The following is a 14536-nucleotide window of genomic DNA, read 5'->3' on the forward strand; positions in this document are numbered from 1 at the left end:
GCTGGCCGAACTGGGCGATCTGCACAGGTTTGACAGCAGCCGTGCTGTGACGGCCTATGCGGGGCTCAATCCCAGGCTACAGGAGTCCGGGAAATTCAAAGGCCAAACACGGATATCTCGCACCGGCTCGGCCATCTTACGCGCAGGGCTGTATATGCCCGGCTTGGTGTCCATAACGCATAACGCGGCGATACGGGCAATGGCCGAGCGCATGAGAGCCAAAGGCAAAACCGGCAAACAGATCGTCTGCGCGGCGATGCGCAAGTTGCTGTGTATCGCCTACGGCGTGCTGAAATCGGGAATGCCTTTTGATGCCGAATTGGCGCTTGCAAGGTAACGGGCAAGACGGTATCTACACCCACATTTAATCCCGTCGTAGGGTGGATGACGTTTTACCCATCCACCATTGGTGGTGGTTGTTCGGGCTACTTGCTTGCTAAACCATTAATCTAATCGTTTAAAGGAGGGACGCGGGGAAATGATCTTGGGTGCCATTTCTTTAATATGGAGCCAGTCAGGAGCGTTAACACTTATCAGCTGATGTTTTTGGGTGACAAGATCTTGTTGAGCTGCTTCATTAAGGGCCTCTTCAACATCAAGAGCTGTTGAGTTCTCGTATTTATGCATTTGCTCCATTAATCGTTGTGCTTTTGCGCTTGGTTTAACCCAGTATTCTGGTTGAGGAAGTTTTCCAAGCTTTAAAAGGACGCGTGCAACTGCATGGTAGCCGTCATTGAAAAGCCCCATGAACCCATTCGGGTCAGCAAGTGTTACAATCCATAAACCATGTTTTTGGTCAAATCGTACACCTTCTCTGTTTCCTATGTCAGTCGATTCTGGAACTATCCCTATTCTAAGCCCTTGTCCGCCTTCTAATAAGTTGTAGTTGGATTTAATTGTTGCGGCGAAATAGCGTGGGTCATCTTCCACAGAAAGAAAAAGGTCTGTCTTCCATATTTTTTTTATTCTTTCGTTGAGAAAACCCTCGGCCTGTATGCCTTGGGCTGCTAGAGAGACCCATGGCCCGAAGTGAAAGGGTCTTCCACTTCCTTGTGGTAGTAAATAAGACTGATCTCCTGCGCCATCTATCACTGCGTCAAGGAAGCCGAGATATTTTGCACGTTCATGTCCAAATAGTAATGAGGCGGGGCATGCGTCCTTGATTTTTGTTGAGGCTTTTTTTAGAGCGTGGGCTACAGGATCAATAATTAGAGGCTCTTTTCCCAGAATAGCTTCGTGTACAGCCCACTCGAATCCATCACCTCGCATGCCTTTGTCTCTATCAAGTCGCGCTATTTTAGAGAGTTGGCGCATTGTGACTTTATTAAGCTCAGTATTCAGGTCTGCTAGATCTTCTTCGGACAATGAGTCGATGAATGCTCTTAGTACGGATCGAGCAATTGCATAAAGTGCGCGCCCATACTCGTCAATGGGGGCGTTCTGCTCGATGAACGTTACGTTGGGCTTCGCTTTGCTTTTTTTCATTTTGAATACACTTTTTCGAATTTCTTAATAAGAAGCCCCGCACTAGGCGGGGCTTCTTATTAAGCTTCAACCCCAACATCCATGGCAGGTGTGGGGGTAATTTACAGTCATTTCAAATCGCCATCAATCCCAGCTCAACGCCCCACCCGTCTGATACTCGATCACTCGGGTCTCGAAGAAGTTCTTCTCTTTCTTCAAGTCCATGATTTCACTCATCCACGGGAACGGGTTGCTGGCGCCCGGGTATTCTTCTTTCAGGCCGATCTGGGTCAGGCGGCGGTTGGCGATGAATTTGAGGTAGTCCTCCATCATCGCCGCGTTCATGCCGAGTACGCCGCGGGGCATGGTGTCGCGGGCGTATTCGATTTCCAGCTGGGCGCCCTGCAGGATCATCTGGGTCGCCTCGTCCTTCATGGTGGCGTCCCACAGGCTCGGGTTTTCGATCTTGATCTGGTTGATCACGTCGATACCGAAGTTCAGGTGCATGGATTCGTCACGCAGGATGTACTGGAACTGTTCGGCGGTGCCGGTCATCTTGTTGCGGCGGCCCATGGAAAGGATCTGGGTGAAGCCGCAGTAGAAGAAGATGCCTTCCAGTACGCAGTAGTAGGCGATCAGGTTCTTGAGGAACTGGCGATCGGTTTCCGGGGTGCCGGTTTCGAACTTGGGATCGGAGATCGAGCGGGTGTACTTGAGGCCCCAGGAGGCTTTCTTGGCGACGCTGGGGATCTCGTGGTACATGTTGAAGATCTCGCCTTCATCCATGCCCAGCGATTCGATGCAGTACTGGTAGGCGTGGGTGTGGATCGCTTCCTCGAAGGCCTGGCGCAGGATGTACTGGCGGCACTCGGGGTTGGTGATCAGGCGGTACACGGCCAGTACCAGGTTGTTGGCAACCAGGCTGTCGGCGGTGGAGAAGAAGCCGAGGTTGCGCATGACGATGCGGCGCTCGTCTTCGCTGAGACCGTCTGTGGATTTCCACAGGGCGATGTCGGCGTTCATGTTCACTTCCTGCGGCATCCAGTGGTTGGCGCAACCATCCAGATACTTCTGCCAGGCCCAGTCGTACTTGAAGGGGACGAGCTGGTTGAGGTCGGCACGGGCGTTGATCATCTGCTTGTCGCCGACTTCCACGCGTGCGGAGGTGCCTTCGAGCTCGTCCAGGCCTTCCTGGATGTCGAGGTCGTTGAGGGCCTTTTTCGCACGGGCGATGGCATCGGAGTCATTGGCGTCGATGGCACGGGCTTCGAGGGCTGCGGCGTCGCCGACCTGGTTGAGCCTTTCCAGGCTCATGTCGGCACTGGCTTGTGCGGCGGTCTGTTTCGGAGCGGCAGCTTCAGCGCCGTCTTCCTTGTCGAATTCATCCCAGCTCAGCATGAGGGGGCTCCTTTCAGGAGCAGCTTCAAGCTTCAGGCTTCAAGCTGCAAGTGGTTGGGTGGTGGCGGGGAGGGCAGTTCCATCCCCGCGAGCAGCACACGGTCGGCCATGTTGTGCGGTCAGTTTGTGGCTGACCGCTTGCAGCTTGCCGCTGCTTTATTGGCAGGCTTCGCAATCCGGCTCGTCGATGGCGCACGCCTTCGGAACCGGAGCCGGGCCAGGCGAGGCCTGGGTGGCCGGAGCAGCGGCAGGGGCCGCGCCGAGGCCTTGGTCACCGCCGCTGGATACCGCGTTCAGCTTGCCGGTGTTGATGGTCGACTTCTCGGTGCTGGTGGCGGCCAGGGCACGGAGGTAGTAGGTGGTTTTCAGGCCACGGTACCAGGCCATGCGGTAGGTCACGTCGAGCTTCTTGCCCGAGGCGCCGGCGATGTACAGGTTCAGCGACTGCGCCTGGTCGATCCACTTCTGGCGACGGCTGGCGGCATCGACGATCCACTTGGTGTCGACTTCGAAGGCGGTGGCGTACAGGTCTTTCAGTTCTTGCGGGATACGCTCGATCTGCTGCACGGAGCCGTCGTAGTACTTGAGGTCGTTGATCATCACCGAGTCCCACAGGCCGCGCGCCTTGAGGTCGCGAACCAGGTAGGGGTTGATCACGGTGAATTCGCCCGACAGGTTCGATTTCACGTACAGGTTCTGGTAGGTCGGCTCGATGGACTGCGACACGCCGGTGATGTTGGCGATGGTCGCGGTCGGCGCGATGGCCATGATGTTCGAGTTACGAATGCCTTTCTGTACGCGAGCCCGTACCGGAGCCCAGTCCAGGGTTTCGTTCAGGTCGACGTCGATGTATTTCTGGCCACGGGCCTCGATGAGGATCTGCTGGGAGTCCAGCGGCAGGATGCCCTTGCTCCACAGCGAACCCTGGAAGGTTTCGTAGGCGCCACGCTCGTCGGCCAGGTCACAGGACGCCTGGATGGCGTAGTAGCTGACCGCTTCCATGGACTTGTCGGCGAAGTCGACGGCGGCATCGGAGCCGTACGGGATGTGCTGCAGGTACAGCGCGTCCTGGAAGCCCATGATGCCCAGGCCTACCGGGCGGTGCTTGACGTTGGAGTTGCGCGCTTGCGGCACCGAGTAGTAGTTGATGTCGATGACGTTATCGAGCATGCGCACGGCGGTCTTCACGGTGCGCGCCAGCTTGGCGGTGTCCAGCTTGCCGTCAGTGATGTGGTTCGGCAGGTTGACCGAGCCCAGGTTGCAGACGGCGATCTCGTCCTTGTTGGTGTTCAGGGTGATCTCGGTGCACAGGTTGGAGCTGTGCACCACGCCCACGTGCTGCTGCGGGCTGCGCAGGTTGCATGGGTCCTTGAAGGTCAGCCACGGGTGGCCGGTCTCGAACAGCATCGAGAGCATCTTGCGCCACAGGTCCTTGGCCTGGATGGTCTTGAACAGTTTGATCTTGCCCGGGTACTCGGTCAGGGCTTCGTAGTACTCGTAGCGCTCTTCGAAGGCCTTGCCGGTCAGGTCGTGCAGATCCGGCACTTCGCTTGGCGAGAACAGGGTCCACTGGCCGTCGTCGAAGACGCGCTTCATGAACAGATCCGGGATCCAGTTGGCGGTGTTCATGTCGTGGGTACGGCGACGGTCATCACCGGTGTTCTTGCGCAGCTCGATGAACTCTTCGATGTCCATGTGCCAGGTTTCCAGGTAGGCGCACACGGCGCCTTTGCGCTTGCCGCCCTGGTTGACCGCCACGGCGGTGTCGTTGACCACCTTGAGGAACGGCACCACGCCCTGGGATTTGCCGTTGGTGCCCTTGATGTAGGCGCCCAGCGAGCGAACCGGAGTCCAGTCGTTGCCCAGGCCGCCGGCGAATTTGCTCAGCAGGGCGTTGTCGCGGATGGCGTCGTAGATGCCGCCCAGGTCGTCAGGCACGGTGGTCAGGTAGCAGCTGGACAGCTGCGGACGCAGGGTGCCGGCGTTGAACAGGGTCGGGGTGGAGGCCATGTAGTCGAACGACGACAGCAGGTTGTAGAACTCGATGGCGCGGTCTTCGCGGTTGTTCGGCTCTTCGATGGCCAGGCCCATGGCCACGCGCATGAAGAACACCTGGGGCAGTTCGAAACGGATGCCGTCCTTGTGGATGAAGTAACGGTCGTACAGGGTCTGCAGGCCCAGGTAGGTGAACTGCTGGTCACGCTCGTGGTTGATCGCCTTGCCCAGTTTTTCCAGGTCGTAGGTTTTCAGTTTCGGGTCGAGCAGTTCGAATTCGACGCCGGCTTCGACGTAGGCGGGCAGGGCCTTGGCGTACAGCTCGGCCATCTCGTGGTGAGTGGCACTGGCGGCGACGTTGAGGAAGCTCAGGCCTTCGGCGCGGATGTTGTCCATCAGCAGGCGGGCGGTGACGTAGCTGTAGTTCGGCTCACGCTCGACCAGGGTACGGGAGGTCATCACCAGGGCGGTGTTGACGTCTTTCTGGGCAACGCCGTCGTACAGGTTCTTCAGGGTTTCCTTCTGGATCAGCGCGCCGTCGACTTCCAGCAGGCCTTCACAGGCCTCGGTGACGATGGTGTTGAGGCGGCCCATGTCCAGCGGCGCCAGGCTGCCGTCAGCCAGGGTCACGCGGATGCTCGGGTGCGGCTGGGCGATGCCGTCGGCGGCGTCGGTGGTCTTGCGCTTGTTCGCCTGGGCTTCGCGGTAGATCACGTAATCGCGGGCGACTTTCTGCTCGCCGGAGCGCATCAGGGCCAGTTCGACCTGGTCCTGGATCTCTTCGATGTGGATGGTGCCGCCCGACGGCATGCGACGCTTGAAGGTCGCGGTGACCTGCTCGGTGAGGCGGGCAACGGTGTCATGGATACGCGAGGAGGCGGCGGCATTGCCACCTTCCACTGCGAGAAACGCCTTGGTGATGGCGACGGTGATCTTGTCACCGGTGTACGGCACGACGGTACCGTTACGCTTGATCACACGCAGTTGGCCCGGTGCGGTTGCAGCCAGTGCCTCGGTGGCGTCGCCCTGAGGCGCCTGGGCCTGAGGGTTCTCGCGAGTGGTGTCGGTATGCATGAAGGTCTCCATGATCAATGAAATGTTCAGGCGTGAGCGTTCTGTCGCCGACCCCCCCGGCTGCAATCCCCTCGGCTGGCGCGAGGCCGGCAGCAGGGTGTCGCGAAAAGGCGCTGAGCGACTAGCGGCAGCCGGGGTGTCTCGATGCCGGAACGCTTCATTCCTGGCTTAACGGGTGCTTGCTGCAGTGCACGGTCACTAGATGTAGTGTTGCCGGTGCTGGCGCAGCGAGCGGTATTGGGTCTGGGCCGCTCGATAAGGTCGTCTGTCTGCTTGTCGGTGCGCCGGGGTCGGCGACCGTAACCTGTACCGTAAAAAAGAGGCCGGGCATGGACTTTTTCAGGCCATTCGTGCTTGGGTTGTTTCGGCCAAAAACCCAACATGTAGGTGTTTGGCGAGTTCGGGATACAAGATAGTGCGGTCGGTGGGCTAAGGCAAGCCCCGTCTCCTGTGGATAAATCTGTGGGTTAATACGGGGTAAGTGGCGCAAGAGCCCGTGGATACTGGCGATGCCAGGATCGTTGGGCTGATTGCCGCAGGTCGTTTTTTTTGCGGCGCTGGCGGCGGCGGTTCACTTCGTCGCCTGGACACAACATATAGGGTTCATTCGCGCATTCTGGCGTGCAATATGCAAAGACCCGTCGACGGCCCTCGAGGTCATATCGAGGGTTGTCTGACGCGCGGCTGGCCGCCCCTCAGGGCAGCACCAGTACCTTGTGTTTCGAGGCGCGTTGCTGTTCTGCCGAGAGGTCGTCGCGATCACCGTATGGCGCCGTGTACCAGCCACCATAGGTCGGGTTGGGCAGCAGGAACCAGCGCTGACCGAACCACGCCAGGTAGGGCGCTGCGGCCTGGCGTTGATCGCTCGCGCGATTGGGCGCCGCGATGAAGTCGCCGTAGCTGTCGCCCACCATGAGCAGCACCCGCGCCCGCTCGCCGACCCACTGGCGGCGGCAGGTCTTGTCCGAGCCGGCCTGCTGGCAGCCGCCGGTGGCGGTTCCCGCGGTGAGAATCTGCCCTTCGTCACGGATGGGAAAGCCGGCCTGGCGCAGGTTGCGCAGGGTGTCGGCTTCCTGGCCGGGCTCGCGGTTGGTCAGGTAATAGGGGGTGATGCCGAGTTTTGCAGCCGCCTGCATGAAAGCCAGCGAGCCGGGCAGGGCGCGGGCCTGGGCCTTTGCCACCCAGCGGTACCACTCGGCATAGTCATAGGGGCCGCCCTCGATCACCGACCTGGCATTGACGGGGGTGTTGTCGAGCAGCGTCTCGTCGATGTCGACGATCACCGCAGGTGCCAGGCCCGTCAGATCGCGCGGCGGTTGCGCCAGGGCATCCCAGCGCGGGTCGGCGAGTGCCGGCTGCAACTGGCGGGTCGCGGCGGCGTAGACCTGCTGGTAGAGCAGCTCGTGCTCGATGGCGGTCTGCGTCCACAGCACCGCGTCGAGCTGATCGTGAGCCTTGGGTGTTTGCTGGCAGCCAGTGAGCAGGCTTCCCAGCACGCAGACGGTCAATAACGATGCGGTGCCACGCATTTGCAATGCTCCTTGGGCGTTGCGGGGATGGTTCATATGAAGTGGCGGCGACAAGGCGTAAGCAGCCATTTGTAGGGTGGACGACGCTTCACCCGTCCACCGCTCTGCGATCGCGATGGTGGATGAAAAGAGCGTCATCCACCCTACGGCTGCTTCCGCCTCCTCTCTGCCCATCACCGGTACGCTTGTGTGCCCGTGTCCATCAAGACCTCCCGGTGGTGAATCGCCTCCTAGAAACTCACGGTGGCGGACAGGCGCGCGGTGCGCGGGTCGCCGGGGAACAGGTAGCCGTCGCCCTGGTAAGAGCCGGTATCGCGCCAGTAGCGTTTGTCGAACAGGTTGTCGACCGTCAGGCGCAGTACCGTTTCATAGCCTTCTATACGGGTGGTATAGCGGCTGCCGAGGTTGAATACCGTGTAGTCGGCGACTTTCACCGTACCGCTCGGGTCGGCGTACTTGCTGCCGCTGTACTGCAGGCCGCCAAGCAGCGACAGGCCCTGGATCCCGGGAATGCGGTAATCGGCGGACAGGCTGGCGCGCACCCTGGGTACGTTGACCGCCTGATGACCTTCATAGGCCTCGGTGCCGCTGTCGATCGCCCGGGCGCGAATCACCGCGGCGCTGGCCGACAGTTGCAGGTCGCGGGCGGCCTGCCCGCTGGCGGAGAGCTCCAGGCCGATATTGCGCTGCTTGCCCTGCTGCACGTAGGTGAGGGTGCCGTCGTCGTTCGGCCGGCTGTATTGCAGCGCCTGGTCGATACGGAACAGTGCGGCGCCCAGGCTCAGGCCCTGCCAGTCACGTTTGAAGCCGGCTTCCAGTTGGCGCGAGGTGGTCGGGGCGAGGATCTGCCCCTCGTTGCGGGTGTACCAGGGGGCCTCGCCGCCCAGGGACAGGCCCTTGCTGTAGCTCACATACAAGGTGGTGTCGGCCTGGGGTTTGTAGAGCAGCGCGGCATTGGGCAGGAATTCGCTGCGCCGGGTGCGCCGCTCGCTGACACCGCTGCTGGTGAAGGCTTCTTCGTCCAGGCGCACCTGCCGCCCGCCGAGCAGCACCTGCCAATGCTCGTCGAAGCTGATGCGGTCGCTGAAGAACAGGCCGTACTGGCGGCTGTCGAGGCGGCGTTGCCTGGGATTGAGCGGCACGCCGGTCGGGGCGAAGTCGGCTGGGTCTTCATGGATATTGCCGTCGCCCACCTCCACATTGACCGAACTGCGCCGGGCCACGGTGCGGCGCAGTGCGCTGCTGCCAACTGTCAGCTCATGGGCGATGGCGCCGGTAGCAAAAGCGCCCGACAGGGTGGCCTGCAACTCATCGTGCTGGCGCGTGTCGTCGGGGCTGCGGTAATCGTAGATGTCGTAGTTACCTTCGGGGCTGAAATGCGCGTACCAGGTGTCACAGCCTGACCTGGGGCTGCAGCCATATGGAAAGCTGCTGTAGTCGTCGATCACCACTTTGCTGTGGGAGGCGTCCAGAGCCGCTTTCCAGTCGTCATCGAAACGGTACTCGAAACGCCCGCCCAGGTTCAGGGAGTCGATGCCCACCGGTTTCGACCAGCTCTGGTGGCCCAGGCGGGTGTCCGGATCGACGCCGCTCGGCACCCGGGTGCCGCCAAGCAGTTGATAGCCGGGCACCGAGCGCTGCTCGCGGGTCTGGTATTCGGCGTCCAGTTGCAGCGTGGCGTTGGGCGACAGGTTCCAGTCCAGCGCCAGGGAAATGAAGTCGCGCTTGCCATCGGCGTGCTCGACGAAGGAACGGATGTCCTCGTGGGCCAGGTTGAGGCGCAGGCCCAGTTCCTGCTCGCTGCCAAACCAGTGGCCGAGGTCGGCGGCGACATAGCGCTCGCCATCCTGGTTACTGGCCACGCTCAGCGAGCGCACTTGCTCGGTACGCTTGGTCACGTAGTTGATCAGCCCGCCGGGCTCGACCACGCCGCTCTGCAGGCCAGACAACCCCTTGAGCAGCTCGACCTGCTGCTTGTTCTCCAGTGCCACGTTCTGCTCGCCCACCACGCTGCGACCATTGACCCGGTAGCTGTTGGCGGCATTCAGCGAGAAGCCGCGCACCACGAAGTTCTCGTAGTAACCGATCGGGGCATAGGCTTCGCCCACCGACGCGTCGTTCTTCAGCACATCGCTGAGCAGGCGCGCCTGCTGATCGTCGAGCAACTGCCGGGTGACCACCGAAACCGACGCGGGCGTATCGAGCAGCGGCGCCTCCGTGAAACCTCCCACAGTGGCACTGCGCGCCTGGTAGCTGTCGCTGGTCTGGTCTTCGATGGTGGTGGCGTCGAGGGTGATCAGCGAGTCGGCGGCCCATGACAGCGTCGGGCTCAATGCCAGGGCGAGCAGGGTCGGGGCGAAGCGCGGGCGAGGCAGGGCCATGCAAATTCCTTGTAGGCGGCGGTCGGCGATTGGCTATCCGGTACGCGGGCGATGTGTGGTCGGCACGAGGCAGCCATCGCTTGGCGGGGCGGTATTGTCGCTTATCGGGCCAGGGCTTGCCATGTCTGCAGGGCGGTGAGTTGGCGCAGGGCGGGCCGCGGTGATGTTTCCCGGCCCTGGCCGGCTGTGTATCGGCGAGCCTGCCGGCCTGGCGAGCAGCGCCGCCGGGGCGCCTCACGGGATCGGCATGGTGGCTGCGTTTGCCGTTCTCCGTGGGCGTTTACAGCCAGCCGTAATGGCGGAAGCTGGCGTACAGGCCGCCGCAGCCGGCGCCGATCACGCCGAGCACGGCGAAATAGCCGTATTGCCAGGTCAGCTCGGGCATGTTGTGGAAGTTCATCCCGTAGATGCCGGCGATGGCGGTAGGAAAGGCCAGTATGGCCGCCCAGGCGGCGAACTTGCGCTGTACCACGCTCTGCCGGGACGACTCCAGCAACAGGCCGATCTCGATGGCGTGGTCGGCCATTTCCCGCAGGTTGGTGAGGTCTTCGAGCAAGCGGTTGACGTGGATGGCCACGTCGCGGAAGTACGGGCGCATGTTTTTGTCGATGAAGGGGAAGTCCAGGCGCTGCAGTTCCTGGCAGATCTCCGCCAGCGGGCCGATATTGCGTCGCAGGCGCAGCAGGTTGCGGCGCAGGTGCTGGATGCGTACCACCTCGGCATGGCTCATCGCGCATTCCAGGACCGCCTGTTCGAGCTGCTCCAGCTCGGCGTAGTAGACGTCCATCAGCGGTCGGTAATTCTCGATGATGAAACTGAGCAGGGCATAGAGCACGAAGTCTTCGCCATGCTCGAGCAGCAGGGGCCTCGCCTCGCAGCGCTGGCGCACTCTGGAATAGGGCGCGGATTCACCGTAGCGGGCGCTGATCACGTAGCCCGTGCCGGCGAACAGCTGGGTTTCCACGAAGGTCAGTTCATCGTCGACCTGCACCGGCGAGTAGAGCACCAGGAACAAGGCATCGCCGAAGGTCTCGAGCTTGGGACGAGTATGCCGTTGCAAGGCGTCCTCCAGGGCCAGTTCGTGGAGGTTGAATTGACGCTGTAGGTTGCCGAGCTCCTCGCTGCCGGGGTCGTGCAGGCCGATCCACACGAAATGCCCGGGCTTTTGCGCCCAGTCGCGGCCTTCGTCGAGGTGGATATCACTGACCTTGCGGCCTTTGCTGTAGACGACTGCTGCGACGACTTCGCCCATGGTGTGCCCCGTGCGTGATCTGTTCAGCGCAGCTTAGCCGCTTATCGCATCCCGCTCAGTCCCTTTGCGCGAAGGCCGGGGTCGTCGCCAGCTCGGCATCCATCGAGGCGATGCAGGCCTGCATGCGGGAGCGGCAGGTTTCGATCAGTTGCGGCAGGTCCTCCATGCTCAGGCCGGCAGTGGGGATCGCCGGCAGCGAGCGGATCATCACGCGGCCACTGTTCCAGGCATTGAGGCGCAGGCTGCGTATGTAGTTGCTCGCACACACCGGGATGATCGGCACGCCGGCGGCGACCGCCATCTGGAAGGCGCCTCGCTTGAACGGCAGCAGCTCGCCACCGCCGTTGCGGGTGCCTTCGGGGAACACCCAGATGGAGGTGTTCTCGTGCTGCAGCGTGTGGGTGGTCGCCAGCATCGAGCGCTTGGCCTTGCGCGCATTGCCGCGATCGATCAGCACGTTGCCGGCCAGCCAGTACAGCTGGCCGAACAGCGGCACCCATTTCAGGCTCTTCTTGCCAAGGCTCACCGTGCGCCGGGGCACCACGCAGCCGATGACATAGAGGTCGTAGTTGGACTGGTGGTTGGCGATGATCACGCAGGGGCGATCGTGTTCGGCGAGGTGGCGCGTATCGGTCTCGACCCTGATGCGCAGCAGGCGCAGGGCCGGCAATGAATAGAGACGCGCGCACAGCCGGCTGTTGTCCGGGTGGAAGGGCCGGCACAGGCCCAGCAGCAACCCGAGAATGCCGGCGACGATGAAATGCACGCCCATCATCAGCATGCGCGGTACGAAGAGCATGGTTGCGACCCACTCGGAAAAGGTCGCGCAGTGTAGGGGCGGCCCGGGCTTTGGGCAATTGCCAGGCCGTTGCCGCTGATTGCGGCGTTCAGGCGGTCAATCGTGGCGGTTGACCGCGCGACGCCCTACAGGGCGTGCTGCCTGTCCAGCTCGATGGCGCGGTCGAGGGTTTCCAGCAGCGCGGCCCGAACCTTGAGCTTGGTCTTGCCGTGGGCGCTCAGGTTGATCTTCTTGAACTGCGTCGCGACCGCCAGGGCGGTGCTCGGCAGTTGCTCGACCGGCACCACCCGGTCGAGGAAACCGGCACCGAGCGCGCCCTGCGGGTCGAACATCTCGCCATTGATCACCGAGCGCTGGAAGGCCGACTTGCGCAGGCGATCCCGGGCCAGTTCGATGCCGACATGGTGCATGGTCATGCCGATCTGCACTTCGTTGAGACCGATACTGAAAGGCCCCTCGACACCGATGCGGTAATCGCCGGAGAGCAGCAGGAAGGCACCCTTGGCCACCGCATGGCCCGGGCAGGCGACAATGATCGGGTAGGGGTGGGCGAGCATGCGCCGCGCCAGGGTCGAGCCCGCGGCCACCAGCTCGATGGCGTGCTGTGGCCCGGACGTCATCACCTTGAGGTCATAGCCGCCGGAAAGAATGCCCGGCTGCCCGGTGAGGATCACGATGGCCTTGTCCTGGGTGGCGCGATCCAGGGCCGCATTGAAGGCGTCGATCACCGCAGGGGAAATGGCGTTCACCTTGCCGTTGTTCAGGGTCAGGGTAGCGATGCCGTCATCGAGTTGGTAGCTGATCAGGTCGCTCATGGTCGACTCCTTGTTCTGGATGTGCGGCTGACGTTACCCATCGGACGAGATCAGGTAAAGCGCGAAGGGTGACCGTAGAGTCAGGCTTTCAGCACGGGCGAGTGGAGGATCCCGTTTCAGCGTAGCGCCGATGATGGATTGGATCGATCGCCACTGTCTTCACTCCTTCGCCTGCCTGACATTGCCGGCATGAGCCTGCTGTGCATGACCAGGCGGCCCGCCACTGTCTGTTGCCATGGCTTAAATGCATGAATCTTCTGAAAAAGTTTGCCTTTGCGAAAACCTTCGATTACATTAGCGCGCCTCGACGGACTGCATGTCTGGCGAGATCCGGTGAAGTGTCCGAGCGGTTGAAGGAGCACGCCTGGAAAGTGTGTATACGAGAAATCGTATCAAGGGTTCGAATCCCTTCTTCACCGCCACTTTCGCAATACCTAAAGCCCTGAAAACGTTACTGTTTTCGGGGCTTTTTGCATTCCGGGTCAGCGGACTGTCGAAAGCGCTTATTCGTAGTGAGTCCAGAGCCGCAGCACTTTGACCACGTGCTCATCCTGCAGCACCTGATAGACGAGCGGTGCTGGATGTTGATGCGCCGCGGGTAAGTGCCGGACAGGTCGCCCACCCGATTTTCGTAGGCTGGTGGGTTCTGGAAGGGGTTGACCTGTAGCACGTCCAGCAGGGCTTTGGCCTTGTCCTTCAAGCCTGCTGCAGCAAGCTTCTTGGCGTCTTTCTGGGCCTGTTTCGTTCGCTCGGTGCTGCCTCACACCGCTTTGGATCTGGGGTAGCTCTTCTGATAGCGCGTCAGCTCGTCCTTGCCTGGCTCGCGGTAAGACGTGCCTGGGCCGTCATTGGCGATGAAGAACGTGTCCGATGAAGAATGCGTTGCCGTTGCCTTGGAAACCGTATCGAGCGGCGTCCAGGGCAATACGACCGAACCCTTTTTGAACGATGTGCAGCCGTTGATCGACGCGAGATAGAGCGTCTTTTCGGGCGCTCCAGGTGTGGCCACCTTCACTTCACGCTCTTCAAGCAAGCGCTTGGCAACCGCCGCACCAAGCAGCTTTGCAATGGGCGCGGTCAGGGTATCGATGTTGCCAGGAACCGCCACCAGAATGTGGTCATTCTTGTTCATGGCCAGCCGCAGAACCCGGGCGAATTCGTCTGCGAAAATGCCGTGCTTGATCGTGTGATACATCATGATCCGCATCCTTACGTCGATGTTTGAACGTTCAGGCTAGAGCAGGATTGCCTGAGCTTCAACCAGAGTGGCGTTCCACGGGATATTCGGTGCAGGCCCGAGGTTTGGTGCCTCGAAGTGCTTCTATTGGCAGCCACTCATCCGTAGAGGATCCGGTGGTCTCGCCACCCCACCGCGCGGAACACCCTGCAACTCGCCCCCCTGCGTTGCATTCCTGGTGGATGGCGCCCTCCGGGCCGATATTCTCCGGGGGCTGCTCAGGCGAATGGTATAGGGAAAAATTGGGCAATGGATAGGACGTTCTTGTCCGTGACAGGGCGCTACTGTATCGTCCGCGCCCTGCCGTGATGGGGCCCTGTGGCAAGCTGAAAGAGAAGGTGTCGGGGTTTGAATCCCTTCTTCACAGCCACTTTCGAACAACACTAGGCTCTGTCCGAAAAGTACCTGCGCTCGGTGATGCTTCGTTAAAAATCGGTTCGGAATGCTCATTTACAGCTCGTAAACTCGAATGCGAGCCCAGTCCGTTCCTCACCGATTTTTGCCTCGCCTGACCTTCGCTCGGAGACTTTTCAGACAGACCCTAAAAATCCCGAAAGCCGACAGGTCTTCGGGTTTTTGGGCTTCTGGTGTC

10 protein-coding genes, 1 tRNA gene and 1 pseudogene are annotated in these 14536 nt (G+C 61.1%); 2 read left to right on the forward strand and 10 right to left on the reverse strand.

Going from position 1 to position 14536, the window contains the following annotated elements; genetic code table 11:
• On the forward strand, positions 1-337 hold a 337-nt coding region (locus BLR94_RS25730; RefSeq protein WP_139207512.1), incomplete at its 5' end, for a transposase.
• 107 nt (positions 338-444) lie between these two features.
• Here BLR94_RS25730 and BLR94_RS27385 read toward each other — a convergent pair.
• The 8 genes from BLR94_RS27385 to BLR94_RS25765 form a co-directional block, all read right to left on the reverse strand.
• The gene (locus tag BLR94_RS27385) at positions 445-1485 is read right to left on the reverse strand and encodes a hypothetical protein (RefSeq protein ID WP_139207513.1); all 1041 of its coding nucleotides are present in this window, start codon (positions 1483-1485) and stop codon (positions 445-447) included.
• Positions 1486-1608: 123 nt separating this feature from the next.
• Positions 1609-2862, reverse strand: coding sequence for a ribonucleotide-diphosphate reductase subunit beta (locus BLR94_RS25735; RefSeq protein WP_084308801.1), 1254 nt, complete (start codon positions 2860-2862; stop codon positions 1609-1611).
• A 156-nt stretch (positions 2863-3018) separates the two neighbouring features.
• Positions 3019-5931 (reverse strand): ribonucleoside-diphosphate reductase subunit alpha, encoded by a 2913-nt coding sequence (locus BLR94_RS25740; protein ID WP_084308800.1) that lies wholly within the window; start codon positions 5929-5931, stop codon positions 3019-3021.
• A 695-nt stretch (positions 5932-6626) separates the two neighbouring features.
• Positions 6627-7460 (reverse strand): 5'-nucleotidase, lipoprotein e(P4) family, encoded by an 834-nt coding sequence (locus BLR94_RS25745; RefSeq protein ID WP_084308799.1) that lies wholly within the window; start codon positions 7458-7460, stop codon positions 6627-6629.
• A 230-nt stretch (positions 7461-7690) separates the two neighbouring features.
• Positions 7691-9841: a TonB-dependent siderophore receptor gene (locus BLR94_RS25750; protein WP_084308798.1), complete on the reverse strand. Its 2151-nt coding sequence runs from the start codon at positions 9839-9841 to the stop codon at positions 7691-7693.
• A 280-nt stretch (positions 9842-10121) separates the two neighbouring features.
• Positions 10122-11093 carry a magnesium and cobalt transport protein CorA gene (locus BLR94_RS25755; RefSeq protein WP_084308797.1) on the reverse strand — a complete coding sequence of 324 codons (972 nt, stop codon included), beginning with the start codon at positions 11091-11093 and terminating at the stop codon, positions 10122-10124.
• A 55-nt stretch (positions 11094-11148) separates the two neighbouring features.
• A complete protein-coding gene (locus BLR94_RS25760; protein WP_084308796.1) occupies positions 11149-11892 on the reverse strand; it encodes a lysophospholipid acyltransferase family protein in 744 nt (247 codons plus the stop codon).
• Between the two features lie 125 nt (positions 11893-12017).
• Positions 12018-12707 carry a crotonase/enoyl-CoA hydratase family protein gene (locus BLR94_RS25765; RefSeq protein ID WP_084308795.1) on the reverse strand — a complete coding sequence of 230 codons (690 nt, stop codon included), beginning with the start codon at positions 12705-12707 and terminating at the stop codon, positions 12018-12020.
• Between the two features lie 332 nt (positions 12708-13039).
• On the opposite strand from BLR94_RS25765, the gene BLR94_RS25770 reads away from it, so the two are divergent.
• Positions 13040-13129 (forward strand) — tRNA-Ser (locus BLR94_RS25770).
• A gap of 81 nt (positions 13130-13210) precedes the next feature.
• On the opposite strand, the pseudogene BLR94_RS28095 reads toward BLR94_RS25770, so the two are convergent.
• Positions 13211-13452, reverse strand: a pseudogene (locus BLR94_RS28095) (Txe/YoeB family addiction module toxin); the annotation flags it as partial.
• 15 nt (positions 13453-13467) lie between these two features.
• Complete coding sequence (locus BLR94_RS25780; RefSeq protein WP_084308794.1) at positions 13468-13905, reverse strand: hypothetical protein; 438 nt, start codon at positions 13903-13905, stop codon at positions 13468-13470.
• Between the last annotated feature and the right edge of the window lie 631 nt (positions 13906-14536).

The organism is Phytopseudomonas flavescens (assembly GCF_900100535.1).
GTDB lineage: Bacteria > Pseudomonadota > Gammaproteobacteria > Pseudomonadales > Pseudomonadaceae > Aquipseudomonas > Aquipseudomonas flavescens.